Source organism: Acidovorax sp. FG42 (assembly GCF_057809195.1).
Genome location: NZ_JBMDJM010000003.1, coordinates 283,012 through 299,226 on the forward strand (window position 1 = coordinate 283,012; position 16,215 = coordinate 299,226).

The 16,215-nt window shown below is 59.6% G+C and carries 12 protein-coding genes; 7 read left to right on the plus strand and 5 right to left on the minus strand.

Going from position 1 to position 16,215, the window contains the following annotated elements:
* Positions 1-379: 379 nt before the first annotated feature.
* Together ACODSM_RS05770 and ACODSM_RS05775 are read right to left on the minus strand one after the other, a co-directional pair.
* Positions 380-2,062, minus strand: a complete 1,683-nt coding sequence (locus tag ACODSM_RS05770) for an AMP-binding protein (RefSeq protein WP_110961523.1) — start codon at positions 2,060-2,062, stop codon at positions 380-382.
* Between the two features lie 79 nt (positions 2,063-2,141).
* Positions 2,142-2,888 (minus strand): FFLEELY motif protein, encoded by a 747-nt coding sequence (locus ACODSM_RS05775; RefSeq protein ID WP_488804623.1) that lies wholly within the window; start codon positions 2,886-2,888, stop codon positions 2,142-2,144.
* A gap of 104 nt (positions 2,889-2,992) precedes the next feature.
* On the opposite strand from ACODSM_RS05775, the gene ACODSM_RS05780 reads away from it, so the two are divergent.
* Together ACODSM_RS05780 and ACODSM_RS05785 are read left to right on the plus strand one after the other, a co-directional pair.
* Positions 2,993-3,952 (plus strand): esterase/lipase family protein, encoded by a 960-nt coding sequence (locus tag ACODSM_RS05780; RefSeq protein ID WP_488804635.1) that lies wholly within the window; start codon positions 2,993-2,995, stop codon positions 3,950-3,952.
* 98 nt (positions 3,953-4,050) lie between these two features.
* Positions 4,051-5,097, plus strand: a complete 1,047-nt coding sequence (locus ACODSM_RS05785; protein ID WP_488804624.1) for an IS110 family RNA-guided transposase — start codon at positions 4,051-4,053, stop codon at positions 5,095-5,097.
* Positions 5,098-5,438: 341 nt separating this feature from the next.
* Here ACODSM_RS05785 and wecB read toward each other — a convergent pair whose 3' ends face one another.
* Positions 5,439-6,587 (minus strand): non-hydrolyzing UDP-N-acetylglucosamine 2-epimerase, encoded by a 1,149-nt coding sequence (gene wecB, locus ACODSM_RS05790; protein WP_488804625.1) that lies wholly within the window; start codon positions 6,585-6,587, stop codon positions 5,439-5,441.
* A 91-nt stretch (positions 6,588-6,678) separates the two neighbouring features.
* On the opposite strand from wecB, the gene rfbC reads away from it, so the two are divergent.
* Positions 6,679-7,236: a dTDP-4-dehydrorhamnose 3,5-epimerase gene (gene rfbC / locus ACODSM_RS05795; RefSeq protein ID WP_488804626.1), complete on the plus strand. Its 558-nt coding sequence runs from the start codon at positions 6,679-6,681 to the stop codon at positions 7,234-7,236.
* 60 nt (positions 7,237-7,296) lie between these two features.
* Here the strand turns inward: rfbC and ACODSM_RS05800 are convergent, their stop codons facing one another.
* Complete coding sequence (locus ACODSM_RS05800; protein WP_488804627.1) at positions 7,297-9,396, minus strand: glycosyltransferase; 2,100 nt, start codon at positions 9,394-9,396, stop codon at positions 7,297-7,299.
* A 91-nt stretch (positions 9,397-9,487) separates the two neighbouring features.
* Between ACODSM_RS05800 and ACODSM_RS05805 the strand changes: the two genes are divergently transcribed.
* Together ACODSM_RS05805 and ACODSM_RS05810 are read left to right on the plus strand one after the other, a co-directional pair.
* Entirely contained in the window at positions 9,488-10,237 is a 750-nt protein-coding gene (locus ACODSM_RS05805; RefSeq protein ID WP_488804636.1) for an ABC transporter permease, read from the plus strand.
* On the plus strand, positions 10,227-11,540 hold the full coding sequence (locus tag ACODSM_RS05810) for an ABC transporter ATP-binding protein (protein WP_488804628.1): 1,314 nt from the start codon (positions 10,227-10,229) through the stop codon (positions 11,538-11,540). Before ACODSM_RS05805 ends, ACODSM_RS05810 begins: the two co-directional genes overlap by 11 nt.
* A gap of 21 nt (positions 11,541-11,561) precedes the next feature.
* Here ACODSM_RS05810 and ACODSM_RS05815 read toward each other — a convergent pair whose 3' ends face one another.
* Positions 11,562-12,770: a glycosyltransferase family protein gene (locus ACODSM_RS05815; protein ID WP_488804629.1), complete on the minus strand. Its 1,209-nt coding sequence runs from the start codon at positions 12,768-12,770 to the stop codon at positions 11,562-11,564.
* A gap of 115 nt (positions 12,771-12,885) precedes the next feature.
* On the opposite strand from ACODSM_RS05815, the gene ACODSM_RS05820 reads away from it, so the two are divergent.
* Complete coding sequence (locus ACODSM_RS05820; protein WP_488804630.1) at positions 12,886-14,721, plus strand: PIG-L family deacetylase; 1,836 nt, start codon at positions 12,886-12,888, stop codon at positions 14,719-14,721.
* A gap of 5 nt (positions 14,722-14,726) precedes the next feature.
* Complete coding sequence (locus ACODSM_RS05825; RefSeq protein ID WP_488804631.1) at positions 14,727-15,842, plus strand: hypothetical protein; 1,116 nt, start codon at positions 14,727-14,729, stop codon at positions 15,840-15,842.
* Positions 15,843-16,215: the final 373 nt, after the last annotated feature.

Consider the following 16,215-nt stretch of genomic DNA (forward strand, 5'->3'; position numbering starts at 1 on the left):
GCGTTGCAAATCCTCGCGATAGCTACGGCTATCGCTGTGGTTTGCGCCTTGCAGCCCATCCCGATCCAGGGCCCGCCGCATCGCGGAGGCTGATTCAGCGCCGCCCTCAGGCGACTGACAGCCCGGAGAGAAACCCCCGGCAGACTCCGCAAGAAAGGAGCGCCTGCGGCTGCCCGGTGCCTTGTCGCGATCGGGATGATAACGAAAGCAAACGTTTGCGCAAACGTTTGCTAATCAGTAAAAACCCGGAGATGCCTATATTGGAGGATCTGGAGCACGCAGGCGGTTTGCAGTTTTTGCGCCCAAGAAAAAGGGCGCCGAAGCGCCCTGGGGGAGGTTGCCGGGTGCGGTGTTCGGGCCGCCGCGCCCATGAACAAGGTCAGGCCTTGCGCAACTCCCTGCGCAGGATCTTGCCCACATTGCTCTTGGGCAGCTCGTCGCGGAACTCGATGTACTTGGGGCGCTTGTAGCCGGTGAGGTTCTGGTGGCAGTAGTTGGCCACTTCGTCCTCGGTCAGGGCTGGGTCGCTCTTGATGATGAACACCTTGATGGCCTCGCCCTGTTTCTCATCGGGCACGCCAATCGCCGCGCATTCGACCACGCCGGGGCACAGGCTGATGACCTGCTCCAGCTCGTTGGGGAACACGTTGAAGCCGCTCACCAGAATCATGTCCTTCTTGCGGTCGATGATGCGGGTGTAGCCCTGCGGGTCCATGATGCCGATGTCGCCCGTGCGCATAAAACCATCGGGCGTGAAGGCCTTGGCGTTTTCTTCGGGCTGGTTGTAGTAGCCCGTCATCACGTTGGGGCCGCGGATGCAGATCTCGCCCGACTCGCCCTGGGGCAGGCTGTTGCCTTCGTCGTCCTTGATGGCGATGTCGATGCCCGGCAGCGGCAGGCCGATATTGCCGCTGAAGGTGGTGCTGATCACCGGGTTGTTGGTGCCGATGGCGCAGGTCTCGCTCATGCCCCAGCCTTCGATCATGGTGCTGCCGGTTACCTTCTGCCACTGCTTGGCCGTGCCCTCGCTGGCCGCCATGCCCCCGGCCTGCGACACGCACAGGTGCGAGAAGTCCAGCGTCTTGAACTGCGGGTTTTGCAGCAGCGCGTTGAACAGCGTGTTCACCGCCGGCAGCATGTGGAAGGGCCGCTTCTTGAGTTCGGCGATGAACTTGGGAATGTCGCGCGGGTTCGGGATCAGCGTGAGGCTGGAGCCCTGGCGGATGGCCAGCAGGCACAGCGTGAGCGCAAAGATGTGGTACAGCGGCAGCGCGGCAATGCTGTTGGCTTTGCTCAGGTCGCCCACCTTGGACAGCGCGGGCGTGAACCACGCCTCGGCCTGCAGCGTGGCGGCCACGATGTTGCGGTGGGTCAGCACCGCGCCTTTCGACAGGCCCGTGGTGCCGCCGGTGTACTGCAGGAAGGCAATCGAATCCAGCGTGGCTTGGCTGGGTGCGAGCGACTTGTGCTCGCCCAGCGACAGCGCCTTCTTGAAGGTGACGACCTTGCGGCCATTGGACAGCGGCAGGTCGTACGCAGGCACCATCTTGGCCAGGTGGCGCACGGCAAAGGTGATCCATTTGCCAAACCAGAAGCCCAGCAGGTCGCCCATGGACGCCATCACCACATGCTTGACGGCGGTGTGGTCCACGACCTCGGCCAGCGTGTGGGCAAAGTTCTCCAGGATCACGATGGCCGTGGCACCGGAGTCCTTGAGTTGGTGCTCCAGCTCGCGGGCGGTGTACAGCGGGTTCACGTTCACGCAGGTGTAGCCCGCGCGCAGCACGGCGGCCATGGTCACGCCAAACTGCGGGATGTTGGGCAGCATGATGGCCACGCGCGCACCAGGCTCCAGCCCCAGGCTTTGCAGGTAGGCGCCCAGCGCGGCCGAGCGGCGTTCCAGTTCGCCATAGGTCATCCACTGGTCCATGCAGACCGAGAACGGGCTCGATGCGTGTTTGCGGAACGACTCTTCCAGCAGGTGGGCCACAGAGCGGTATTGCTCGGGCTTCACGTCATGCGGGACGCCCGGGGGGTAGCTCTTGAGCCAGATCTTTTCCATGCGCGTGTTTCCTTCCCTTGTGCTCGCCAAATGCCATTGATAGGTGGGCACAGATTGTGGAAGGCGGGCGCGTTGCGGGCTATCGGGCTTGTCCTAGTGTGTGGTTAAGCTGGGTCCCGCAGGTGACAGGATCGGCGTCGAAGAGCAAATCCATCAGCGCGCGCTCACGCTGCTCGATGGTGGCCAGGAACTGCTCCACCCCGCCGCGCTGGCGCGCGAGCTGGCCGAAGGTGTCGAACCCCGCCTCCAGAAACTTCTGCAGCGCGCCCATGCCCGCTGCGTTGGCCGGGCCGCGCATCATGCGCAGCATCATCCGCAGCCCGGGCGTGCGGGTGAGGCGCGCCAGGTCGGTGCCCATGGCCAGCACGCGCTGCAGCTGCTGCTGTCGCGCGTGGCGTTGTCCGACGGCCCGCCAGGCGGCGGCGTAGCGGGCGGTGTCGTTGGCCGCATCGGCACCTTCATGCGCAAGCCAGGCGCGGCCCATGTCCTGGTCCAGTTCTTCGGTCTGCGCGTGCAGCACGGCCAGGGCCACGGCCGTGTTGACGACCGGCTGGGGGAACATGGTCTGCAGCGTGCCCGCGATGCGGCCAAACTGCTGGTCGCGGTCGGTGTAGTCGGTGTCGCTGTACAGCTCTTCCAGAAAAAACCGCGCTGCGGGCCCGAACGCGGGCGATGCCATCAAGTCCGCATAGGTGCCGCGAAAGCGCCGCGCCTGAAAGGTCTTGACGCTGCCCACCGCCGCCCCCAACGCCGAGTCGCCCGTGCGGTGCAGGCGCAGGGCGGTCACATCGGCAATGGCATCGCGGATGGTCTGGGCGGCATCCATGGGGCGGGGTCCTTTCAGCGTTCTGCGGGGGGCGGTGTCGGGCTGTGGTCAGACCGCACAATGCGGCTGGTCGATTACAACATTTGCCCATCACCACCATCATGATGATCGCGCGCTGGCAACGAATCCTTCTTCTGTGCATCCTGCTGGCCATGGCCGCCTGGCTGGTGTGGCAATGGCCCCATTCACCCTGGCGAGCCGTGCTGGGGGCCTTGGTACCGCTGTGTCTGTACCTGGTGGTGATGGCGGTGGAGTTTGTGCTGATGCACATCACCAACCGCACCGACGCCGCGCCGCGTGCCCGCCTGTCGCAGGTGGTGGGTGCCTGGTGGGCCGAGGTGTGGGTGGCGTTGACGGTGTTTTGCTGGCGCCAGCCGTTTCGCCACCAATCCGTGCGCGATTGGCTGCCGGCGCAGCCGACTGGAAAGCGTGGCGTGGTGCTGGTGCACGGCTTCATGTGCAACCGGGGCCTGTGGCTGCCGTGGTTTGCGCCGTTGCAGGCGCGGGGGCATGCCTATCTGGCGGTCAATCTGGAGCCGGTGATGGGCTCGATTGACGAGTATGCGGACATTATCGAAGACGCTGTGCGCAAGGTGACGGCGGCCACGGGGCAGGCGCCGGTGTTGTTGTGCCACAGCATGGGCGGGTTGGCGGCGCGGGCGTGGCTGCGGGCGCACCAGGCGGATGGGCGGGTGCACCGGGTGTTGACGCTGGGCACGCCGCATGGGGGTACGTGGTTGGGGCGTTTCAGTCGCGCGGTGAATGGGCGGCAGATGAGCCTGGCGGGGGACTGGGTGGTGGCGTTGCAGCGGGCGGAGCCTGCGGGGCGGGCGGCGTTGTTTACCTGCTGGTATTCGAACTGCGACAACATCGTGTTTCCGGCAACCACGGCGGCGTTAGCGGGGGCGGAACATCGGTTGGTGGAAGGGGTGGCGCATGTGGAGATGGCGTTTGATCCTGGGGTGATGGAGGCTTGTCTGGAGGAGGTTGGCTTTGCTTCAAGGGACTTGAACGATACGCAGATGGCATGGACGTCTCCACCTACACCGCCGTTGAAGGCGTAGACCCATGACCCGATACGGGGTGGGGCCTCGCGGTAACGGCATCAAAGTGCCAAAGTGGAAGTTAGTCGCAACCACACCTGAGAACCGGAGGCCCCACCATGCAATCTACCGCAACGCTACCCGTCATCGGAATGGATATTGCCAAGAACGTGTTCCAGCTCCACGTCGTAGATGCCGAGACCGGCGAAGTCACGCGGCACAAACTCAGGCGTGATCGGGTGACCACATTCTTTGCCAATCGTCAGAGGTCGCTCGTCGCGCTGGAGGCCTGTGGCGGGGCGCACCACTGGGCCAGAACGCCGCAGGCATTGGGGTATGAAGTGAAGCTGCTGCCAGCCAAACATGTCCGCCCCTTTGTCCTGCGTGACAAGACTGACGCCCGTGATGCCCAGGCCATCTGGGTGGCAGCCCAGCAACCTCACATCAAGGCCGTGCCGGTCAAGAACGAACAGCAGCAAGCCTGTCTGACCCTGCACCGGATGCGCGCTCAACTCATGAAGGTGCGGATCATGCAAACCAACGCATTGCGTGGCTTGCTCTACGAGTTCGGTATCGTGCTGCCGGAAGGACATCGTGTGTTGCTCAAGCGCATTCAGGATGAACTGGTCAAGGCGCAGGAGCAAGCTCGACTGCCTGAGGTGGTGGGCGCCAGCGTTCAGGATCAACTTCGTCGCATCGACAGCCTGCAGGTCGATATCGACCAACTGGACAAACGGCTGGCCTCGATGGTCAAGCAGAACCAGCACATGCAGGCACTGCAAGCCATACCGGGCATCGGTCCGTTGACGGCGGCAGCCTTGGTGTCCACTGCGACCGACCTGTCCAGCTTCGATTCAGGCAGGCAGTTTGGCGCCTGGCTGGGTCTGACGCCCCGACAGACTGGCACCGGCGGCAAGACCTGGCAGTTGGGGATCTCCAAACGCGGAGACCCTTATGTGAGGACCATGCTGATGCACGGCGCTCGCGCCGTTATAGCCAGAAGCCAGCGAAGCGGATGGGTCGAGAGGCTGCTACTGCGCCGCCCATACAGCGTGGTGGTCGCGGCGCTGGCCAACAAGCTGGCCCGAACAGTCTGGGCAGTCCTGGTCAAAGGCAAAGCCTTTGACCAGATCAGATGGAACCCGGTTGATCTCGCCGCAGCCTGAGACCACCACGATGAGCTGAACACACCAACCGCCAAGAAACCGTTTTGAAGGAGAGCACGCAGGAAGCGATGTGATGGGTCAACAGGTCAAACCGGGGTGGGGGCAATCCGATAGGGAATCAGGGCATCAAGCCCGATGTGCAGACAGGAGCCTCACCCGCGAATGCCATCAGGGCCAGCAGGACGAACACCCTGCACCGACAGGCTGAATGTATGACTGCAAACCCTTCAGACCTTCACACCGCCGAATCTTGCTCTTCTGGAGACGTCCATGTAAGCTTACCAAGTAGTTGGTTTGCAGCAAACGTTCCTTACATAGCTCTTTTGCAAGCCTCGTGCACCTCATACTTCGAGGAAGCTCCCAGTAGATTCTTCATATTTGGCGATGAATTCCACGATACGCTTGCTGGCTCTGCCGTCTCCATAGGGATTGTGGGCGTGCGCCATCTGGTCGTAAGCATTCGGGTCATCCATGAGGCGGGTGACCTCGCAAACGATGGTGTCGACGTCGGTACCCACTAGCTTCACGGTACCCGCAGCCACCGCTTCCGGACGTTCGGTGGTTTCCCGCATCACCAATACCGGCTTGCCTAAGGAGGGGGCTTCTTCCTGAATTCCGCCCGAATCAGTGAGTATTAGGTGTGCCCGTGTCATCAAATAAACAAACGGCAAATATTCTTGGGGTTCAATGAGGTGAACATGCGACATATTATTTAGCAGGCGGTTCACAGGCTCTCTGACATTAGGATTGAGATGAACAGGGTAAACAAAATCCACGTCGGGATATTTTTTAGCTAGATTCTGAATGCCTTGGCAAATTCTTTCAAAACCCTCGCCAAAATTCTCACGACGATGTCCGGTGATGAGAATCATACGGGCATCCTTGCGGATGAAGTCGAATGCTCTGTGGAGTTTATTTTTCAGTTCAGGCTGATTTTCTAGTTTGTTCTTTACCATGAGCAGGGCATCAATCACTGTATTGCCAGTGACGAGAATTTTATGACTGGGTACGTTTTCTCTTAGCAGATTTTCCTGTGTCTGCAGTGTGGGTGAAAAATGCCATGTGGCGAGAGAGCCGGTTAAACAGCGGTTGGCTTCCTCAGGCCAAGGGGAGTAAATATCGCCTGTTCGCAGGCCCGCTTCCACATGCCCCACCGCAATTTTTTGATAATAGGCGGCTAAGGCTGCTGCCAGCGTCGTGGAGGTGTCTCCGTGAACGAGCACTAAATCCGGAGAATACTGTTGCAGCACCGGCTCCAGTTTCAGAAGAATCTGGCTGGTGATGTCGGAGAGCGTCTGCTGCGGTTGCATGATGTCCAAGTCGTAGTCTGGTGCAATGTCAAACAGCGAAAGCACCTGGTCCAGCATCTGCCGGTGCTGCCCCGTAACACAGACCCTGGCTTCGATTCCTGGATGCGCTGCGAGCGTCTTGACTAGGGGGGCCATCTTGATGGCCTCCGGCCTTGTTCCAAATACAGTCAGTACTTTCATGTCAGAATTTAATTAATGTGGAGTGGTGGAAGATGATTTATCTTGCTATGGACTTTGATTTTTTATTGCTATCTTTTTTCTGAAAATTCGTGTGAAATTTATCGAAACAAAAATTTCCGGCGTGTTCATCATTGAACCGAAGGTCTTCGGTGATGCCCGAGGGTTTTTCATGGAGAGCTATAACACCCAGTCTTGGATCCAAGCCATCGGGGTGCCACATTTCGTACAGGATAACCACAGCCGAAGTGGGATCGGTGTCTTGCGTGGCCTGCACTACCAACTGCCTCCATTTGCGCAGGGGAAGCTGGTTCGTGTGACGCGGGGGGCCGTGTTTGATGTTGCTGTCGATATTCGCCGGAGCTCTCCGACTTTTGGGCAGTGGGTAGGTGTTACGTTGACAGAGGAAAATCACCGCCAGCTCTGGGTGCCGCCAGGGTTTGCACATGGCTTCCTCACACTCACTGCCGAGGTGGATTTTTTGTATAAAACAACAGCCTACTACGCACCTACCCACGAGCGAGCCATTGCATGGAACGATTCCGATATCGGCATTGTCTGGCCAGATATCGGCCGGGCGCCCCAGCTGTCTGGCAAGGACCAGTCAGCGCCCACCTTGCAAAAAATCGCTCCGGAGCAACTGTTCGCCTGACTGGGGGTAGTGGGCATGATGCGCTGTGGATGTCAAATTGCCCTGCATTGTCATCTGATCCTATTGAGCCCTATACCGATGCGGAATCCAAGGGCCCCATTTGGACTCGTAGTACGCTTTGTTCCTTTCAAAAAGTGCTTGGCGCTCGCCGTTGTCGACCTTGTCGAAGCTGGCCGAAAGGTGATGGTGCACCAGCACGTCATCTGCGCATGCCAAGCTGAGGCCTTGTTGCTCGATGCGTCGGCTGTAGTCATCATCCTCGAAGAATCCGCGCCCAAAGTTTTCGTCCATGGGGCCCACCTTTTCGTATACCGCACGGGGCATCATCACGCAAAAGAACGCCAGGGTTTTCATGGGGTACAGTTGACCCATGCGGGGCAGCGTATACCGGCGTGCGGCGGCGGGCATCTGTTCCATCGTCTCATAAACCACTGGCACTTTGGACTCATTGCCGATGTGGTTGGTGGCGGGCCCCAGTAAGCCCAGTTGAGCATTGGCCTGGAAGTGGCGCAACAACGTCAAAAGCCAGCCACGGGTCACCACAGTGTCGTTGTTCAGCATGACCAAGTAGTCGCCAGTGGCCGCAGCCAGCCCTGTATTGTTACCTGCTGAAAATCCCAGGTTGGTCGCATTGAGCACCAGCTTCATCCGAGGCTCCCGGGAGGCCCACTCCTTGAGCCGCTCCACGGTCTCGTCACTCGAAGCGTTGTCCGCCACCACGATCTCCAGAGCCCCTGGATAGTCTGTGTGTAGGAAAAGACTTTCAAGGCAGGCTTGGGTGTACGCCCAATTGTTGTAGGTCAGAACTACCACACTTATGGACGGGAACTGCAGGCGCTGAACGCATTCCTGCAGTTCCTGTGCGCGGTGCTGCCAGGTTTGTTGCTGTGCAAAATGCTGGCGGGCGACCTGGGCATCGGTCCCTCCGGGCTGCTCAAGGCTATTTCTGACCGCGGTGATGAATGCATCGTGGTCGGCAGCCTTGCGTACCAAGGTGCCAAACTGGCTAACTTCGGGCAACTCCGTACAGACCACTTCCTTGCCTGCGCACAGATACTCGTACACCTTGACGGGGTTGGTGGCCAAGGTCAGCGGGATGCGTTGGAAAGGCAGCATGCAGACATCGAAGCTGTGCAGGTAGAAAGGTAATTCTAGGTAAGGCTGCTCCCCCAGCATGCGCACATTGGTGAGTTTCCCCAAGGTCTTGCCTGCATCCACGGTATCGGCGCCCACCAGTATTACCTCGCAGTTCGGGAAGGCTTGGGCTATCTTCTCCACCAGAGCCACATCGAACCATTCCGCAATAGCTCCAAAATAGCCAATGACAGGCCGGTTATGTGCGCTTTGATAGATTTGTGGTGGGCGGCCAGCGAAATGGGCGTAGTCGCAGCCGTTGCGCACAATGCTGGTGGCGATGCCTTTGCCTCTCGCCCAATCGTGCAACCACTGGGATGTGACCGTGACGACATCCGAGTGTTTCATCAGCAAATGCTCAAGATCCACCAGGTCCTGGGGCATGCCTCCAAAGCCCTCGTGGTGATCCATGCAGTCGTAAATGCGTACCGTATTGGGCATCGATAGGACCAGAGAAGTCCAGTAAGGATGCTCCACGATGGCAGCACAGGCTTCGATGCCCCAGTCCTGCATCAAAACAGCCAGTGATTCTCGCAACTGGACCTGTTGAGCACCATTGGCTGCCTTGAAATAGATCTGGGGAGCGCCAGCCAGGTGCAGGGTCACTGCATACAATGGAAGGTCAGGATCAAGCTGGCGAATTTGATAGCCTGCTTCGCTGTCTGCGATGAAATGGGGCTCTATGTAAAACGTTGCATCGCCCGTCCGGGACAATTCCCGCGACAGATGCTGCGGCCTTTGAATGCGAAAATCCCATCCAATGATGCTGAAAACCACCCAATCCCGTTGCGTGCAAGGCGTGGTGCGATGGGGTTTTCGCACTGTCAGTCCGTGGGAGGCACTCCTGCAGACGCCCGCCGAGTGGATGGCATCGGGACTTGCTGTTGCTGCCGCCCCCATCGACGCTGCAGACCGAGACTGAAGCCCTGGCCAGCGGCGCAGGATCCATGTTTTGAGATTCCTTTTGTGCTCCATCGACAATGGCAAACGGCGCCAAACGGCGCCCAAAATAGGCAGCATTTTCATCAGTCACAGCCCATCAAATGGCCGGAACCATGTGACGTGCGTTAAAAATTAAAAGGGCCCAGTTTAAATGAAGCAGTGGTTATACGTTTACATGCAATGGCTGTTGCGTGAGTTGCGAATGCGTTACAGGGCATCAGCGGTCGGTGGGGGGTGGCTCATTTTGCAACCCGTGGTACATATTCTGTTGTTCACGCTGGTTTTTTATCAGTTTTTTCAGGTGCGCTGGCCCGTTGGCGATGGCTCTGCCACCGAATATGGATTGCAGGTGTTCATCGGGCTTTCGCTTTACACCTTCGTGGCCGATGTCATCAACCGTGCTCCGGCCAGCGTGTGGTCGCACCCGTATCTCGTCACCAAAGTGCGTTTTCCCGTGGAAATGCTGCCTATGGTGCAAGTGGGTGCTGCAGGCCTGCAACTGGTGCTCGCGCTGCTAGTTACCTTGCCAGTCATGTTGTGGCGGGGGGGGTTGCATTGGGCGGTATCGCTCCTGCCCCTTTACTTGTTGCCATTGTTGATCTACGTTTTGGCCTTGGGCTGGATGCTCGGGGCCTTGTCCGTGTATTTGCGCGACGTTGGGCATCTGGCGCCCTCGTTCAGCAGCTTGCTATTGTTTCTGACCCCTATCTTTTACCCGGCCTCCATGGTGCCGACGTCCTTGCGCTGGATGGTTGATCTCAACCCTCTTGCCTGGGCTGCGGAGGCTGCTCGCAGTGTGCTGCTCAATGGGGCAGCGGTACCTTGGGAGGGCTGGAGCGCGCATTTTGTGGTGTCCTGTATTCTGGCCACCATGGGCTGGGCGTTTTTCCAGCGCGTCAAACCGGGGTTTGCTGATGTCCTCTGATACCGTTCTTCAATTCACCGAGGTCGGGAAAAGCTACCCGCCCCAAAGAACACCGCTGATTCAGCTATGGAATCAGTTGCGGGGACGCCAAGGCACTGTCCAGGGCAGTTTCCATGCACTCAAACCCCTGTCGCTGCAAGTCAACCGCGGCCAGTCCCTAGGCATCGTCGGGCTGAACGGTGCCGGCAAGTCAACCCTTTTGCAGCTGGCCGCCGGGACCCTCACGCCTTCCACAGGCCAAGTGGTCTCGCAGGGGCGCATTGCGGCGCTGCTGGAACTCGGATCGGGCTTCAACCCGGAGGCCACCGGGCGTGAAAATATCTATCTCTATGCCGCAACCATGGGCATGGGGCGCGCCCAGGTGGAGGAACGCATTGACGCCATTATCGATTTCAGCGGTCTCAGCGATGCGCTTGACATGCCCGTCAAAACCTATTCCAGCGGTATGCAGGTGCGCTTGGCGTTTTCGGTGGCGACCAGTGTGGACCCCGACATCCTTATTGTGGATGAGGCGCTTTCCGTGGGCGACGGCGTTTTCGCCAAGCGCTCGTTTGATCGGGTCATGCAGTTGCGCGAGCAAGGCACCGCGCTGCTGCTGTGTTCGCACGCGCTGTTTCATGTAGACCTGTTTTGCGAGCGTACGCTCTGGCTCGACAAAGGTACGCTTCGAGACAGTGGGCCGACTGGCATGCTGCTGCCGCGCTACCAAGAGTTTCTCGATGCGCAAAACCAAGTAGGAGTGGTTCCTTCACCCCTTGCGTCTCCTGCCGCTGCGGGCGCAGTAGCTGCGTCACCCGAGGCGGCGAGCGATCATCTGGATGGGTTGGTGAGTGCACAGCGCCCAGAGCTGGTCAAATTGCTCAAGGCGCAGGTGGCGCTCGACGGCGTGGTCGGCAAAGAGCTACAGGGCCACAGCGGTCGCAGCGACCTCACGGTGGATATTTTTGTGCAGGTCAGTCAGCAGGAGCCGACCCCCCGGGCTGCCGTGGTCCTTTCATCGGACAGCGGCAAGATCATCGGCTCTACCCTGTCCGCAGCCGGAGATCTGCAGGCCACCAACGCGCAAGGCCATGCCAGCATCCGCTTTCACCTACCTCGACTGCCACTCAATAAGGGCCGTTACCGTGTGGGAGTGTACTTGCTGTGTGGAAGCGGACGCTATGTCTACGAATGGGTGGACCCTTTTGCGCACATTTCCCTCGCTGCGCAAGGCAGCCACCAAGGGCCGTGGCTGATGCCGGGCCAGTGGCGACCAGTGCCCGTACAGGTCAGCACCCCGACTGATACAGCCGCACCTGCTTGACCGTAGGGCCCGCACCTCCCATCATGACGGTTTTTCCCGCAAACCGTCTGCCCAGGCCACGGCCTGCACGCCGGCATTGAACCGAGCAGCCCAGCTTGCATCGCGCAGACAGTCGGGCGCTAGGGGTTCGTTGCGGGCCAGACGCGCAGCCACGTTTTTGTGCCACAACCGCAGCCGCTGTTCCAGCGTCAGCAGAACCTGGGCATCTTCAATGTTCCACACGCCGTCATCGACGCTGCTGTGGTAGTGCATTTCCCCAAACAGGGTTGTCAGTACAGGCAGTCCGCAGGCACGGTATTCGTAATATTTGACCGGATCTACCGAGGCCGTGAGTGCGTTGCGTACAAAAGGTATCAGCCCGGCATGCCATTGGCGCATCAGCGCAAACACCTCGGCGTGGGGCACGGGGGCAAAAAGCTGCACCTGTGGCGGCAAATGAGCAGGCCGTGCGCTCTCCTGAGGGCCGTACACCTCGATGCGAGCCTGTGGCAAAGCGCTTGCCACCTGCGCCAGTGCCTGCCAATCGAACCACGACGCAATCGTGCCCACGTAGCCCAGCACCAAAGGCGCTTGGGCATGCGGCGTGGTGCCCACGCCAGAAGTGCCTAGCTTGGGTGGATGGGGCAGAACCGTTCCGTTGCGCACCAGCGCCGGCAAGGCCCGTGTGCTGCCTCGCGTTTTCTGCAGCAGCCTGTCTGACGAGCACCACACCGCTTCGGCCTGTGCCAGTACCGCATCATGGACGCGACGCATCCAGCGCTGTGATAGCCCCTGGCTGAACTGGGACATATCGTCCATCACGTCATAAAGCACGCGCTGGCCCTGCAGCGCAGTGCACAAATCCATAGCCAGTCCACTCGGCCGTCCCACCGCCATCCAAGTGTCTTCCTGTGCCATCAAGGTCAGCAAGCGGCTGCGCGCCGATGCATGCAACTCTTTCAGAAGAGCCCTGCCGCCCGGCAAGGGCTCCACTGGCACCGCAGCCAGAGACAGCACATGCAGCCATGCAGCGCCACGCCATGGAGGGCCTAAAGCGCCGCTGCCCACACCCGACACCACTTCGCGTCGGCGCAGGCGGCGCACATCACCCAGCCTGGGAAGTCGCACCGGATAGGGTTGCACCCACCACACCTCGCACCCCCAGCGCGCATGGGCCCACTCCACAAAGTGATGGGGCCGTTGGGAGGGACTGTCCAGTGGCACTGGGGCCAGATAAAGCAAACGTTTCACACAAATACTCTCTTGTATACAACCTACAGGCAGGGTGTGAAATGCCAACATTGGCCCGCAGGCGACATGTGCTCACACCCTGGTGGGCACAGGGCGTGCTTCTACAATCACCCCCATGCTTGACCGACCCCTCGACGTTCCAGACAACAACTTCGGCGGTATCGCGCTGGCCGCCGGCGACGGCATGCTCTGCCTTGCGCCACATCCCGACGATGAAGTACTGGGTTGCGCAGGGCTGCTCATGCTGGCCCACGCCCAAGGCCTGCGCGTACACACCATCATTGTCACTGCTGGCGAGCAGGGGCTGGAGCCTTCCCCGCCGGGACATTCGTCTCCATCCGGCAACCCGCGCCTTGCAGAATCTTACGCGGCGGCGCGCATACTGGGCCTGGAGCCTCCCGTTTGCTGGCACCTCGCAGACCGCGAACTGCGCCATGCGCCGCCCCTGATCGACCGCATCAGCGAGGCGATACAAGCACACCAGCCCCGCTGGCTTTTGCTGCCTGCCCTTACCGAACCCCACCCCGACCACCAGGCACTGGCGCTGGCAGGCATGGCTGCGGCGCAGCGCCATGGCGGCGTCTCCCTGCTGTTTTATGAGGTGGGTGCGCCCACGCAGCCCAACACCATGGTGGATATCAGCGCTGTGGCTGAGCGTAAGTGGTGTGCGCTAGAAGCCTTCGTATCCCAGGAAGAGCGTCACTCCTACCGCCGCCATGCCCAGGCAATGGCCACAGTGCGAGCGTTTGTCAATGGACCCGGCGTACAAGCGGCCGAAGCCTATTGGCAACTGCCTGCCCAGGCCTTGGTCCCGGACCAGGTAACTGCCAGCCTGGGCGGTTGGCCCCTTCAGCGCAATGCCCTGCAATTGGCCAGCACGCCGCAGCAACTGCCCCTGGTGAGCGTCATCATCCGCAGCATGAACCGGCCCTCGCTGACCGACGCCATTGCCAGCGTGGCTGCACAAACCTATCCCAACATCGAGATCATTGTTGTCAACGCCTGTGGCGGACCGCACCCGCTGCCCGCCCACCCTGCCGAGCGGCTGGCCCTTCGCGTCGTCGGGCAGGTGAGCGAGTCCCGTGCGCCAGGCGACGCTGAAACCTGTCTTCCCTTGAGCCGCTCGGGGGCTGCCAACCTGGGCTTGCGCTCTCTTCAGGGCGAATTCGGTTTGTTTCTTGACGACGATGACCTGCTGCAACCCATGCATCTGCATAATCTCCTGACGGCGCTGCAGGCCCGGGTCAATGCTGCAGCCGCTTACAGTGGGGTGCGTGTTGAAGGTCCAGGCGGCCAATGGCTGCGTGACTACGACATCCCCTGGCAACGCGAACGGCTATGGGGTATCAACTACCTGCCTATCCACGCGGTACTGTTCCGAATCAGCGCAGTGCGCGCCGTCAATGCGCGCTTCGATGATCAACTTCCCGTTATGGAAGACTGGGATTTCTGGTGTCAACTCAGCCATCATTCACCGTTTGTGCACGTGCCCGGCATTGGGGCTACTTACCGTCAAGGTTTGGGGACATCTCAGCTAGGAGATGCCCAGCATGCCAATTATTGGGAGCCCTGGCACCGCCGGATTTTGGAGAGGCATGCGCGCCGCTGGGGTCTGGACCAGCAAAGTGCTACGCTCGCTTGGCATGCTGTCACGCTTGATCGAACTGAGCAGGAACATCGGCAATTGATTCTTGAACGTGGTCTCCTGCAAGACACCATTAATCAATTGCGCGAAAGTCAGGCGCAGTTGGTAGAGCATGCTGCTGCCCAGCATGCTCAAGATCAACAGGCACTAAGCGCGGCGCAACAACGATTGGAACAAACTCAACAGGACCTCCTCCATTGTCAATCCGCCTACGCATTGGCTGAGCGTAGCCTGCAAATGCTGCAACGCTCGCGCGCAGTGCGTTTTGCTCGGGTGCTGCGCAGGCTCGTGGGTTTTGCCTTGTAAGCCCCATGACGACGACTCTGCCGCTATCCCAAGGATATTCGCGTGGCCAAAGCCGCGCACTGCGCGAGCCTCGAGCACTTGATGGTACTCCGTTAGTCATGCGTGGCTTCGGTGGTGACGACGACCTCCGAGGTCTTTGCCAGCTTTTCAGCGAAGTATTTGGGCAGCCCATGGATGTGCCGCAATGGCGCTGGAAGTACATGCATGCACCCGACTCTCAGCATTACCACGCGCTAGCCGCCCATGCACATACTGGGCAGTTGCTGGGTCATATGGGGGTCATAGTCGTCCCGGGGGTGCGTGGCGGCCAGGCCATCCGTATGGCACACGCTACAGACTTAATGATCAGCCCGCTAGCGCGCACCGGGCTGGGCGCTGACAGCGTCTATCGTCACATAATGCACACTGTTCGCGAACGTGCGCTGGACGCCGATTTGCAAACTGAGCCACTTTTCATGTATGGCTTTCCAGGGCAGCGCCCCGCTACTTTGGCAATACGTTTGGGCATACAAAGGCGGTTGCAAATTTGCACCGAGTACACAACCGTGCGTGTTACTTCGGTCACGCGCCTTGGCCTATGGCAGCGCCTGCGACACTGGGTCGATGTAAGCCACCGTAGTCCGTTGCGTATTCATGCTCAGCCCCAACCCGCATGTGCTTCGGCATGGAGCGACTCTGTGCTTGATGCTCTGTGGCAAAGCCGAGCTCGAGAGCTAGCCACTCAATCACCGGAGCAGGCGGTACCTCAAATCGCCAAAACTGGTGCCTACCTCCGCTGGCGCTATCTGAATCATCCCTTACAACATGCTCTGCCTGGAGCGCCGCTGTACACCTTGTGGTTACTTGGCCACGCCGGTCGCTCGCCACAGGGTTGGCTGATCACCCGACAACATCCTCAGCCTATTGTGGTCGACAGTAGTCTGCCACAAGGCGACGATTGGACAATCGCCGCCTTGCAGGCGCTTCCTGCCCTACCAACCGGCGCCTGGGTTAGCTGGCTTCCGCACCCCGGCGGTATTGCCCGCCAGACGCCGATCTGGGCGACTGCGATGCAGGGCGCACAGTTTTATGACGATTGGCCAAGTCCAGCTTTCCAACCCGGCGATACCGACGTGTTCTAAGTTCGCCTGTGCGATGTGCCTCCAACCGTTCGTCTGTTTGTATCCGCTAAAAGGATGTCATTTTCCATCTATCTAACTCAGCAAAGTGGGTGAGTAATTTTAAAAAATGACATCATAATAAACCTTGCCCTAATTTGGATTGTTCAAACATGTCACGCCCAGCTTGTGTGGAGTAAATAAAATAATAGATGCTGCTTTGGCGGCGGTGGATTGTCCTATGAGTTCCAATGGATGGGTTTAATTTTCTACTATTAAAGCCCGATTGAATATATTGAGGGTGGGAGAATAAGCATTTATCAAGATTAATAGAGGCTAACTCGAATCGACAAAGGCATGCCAAAGAGCAGGTAGGCCTGGCGTCTCATGTCCAGAC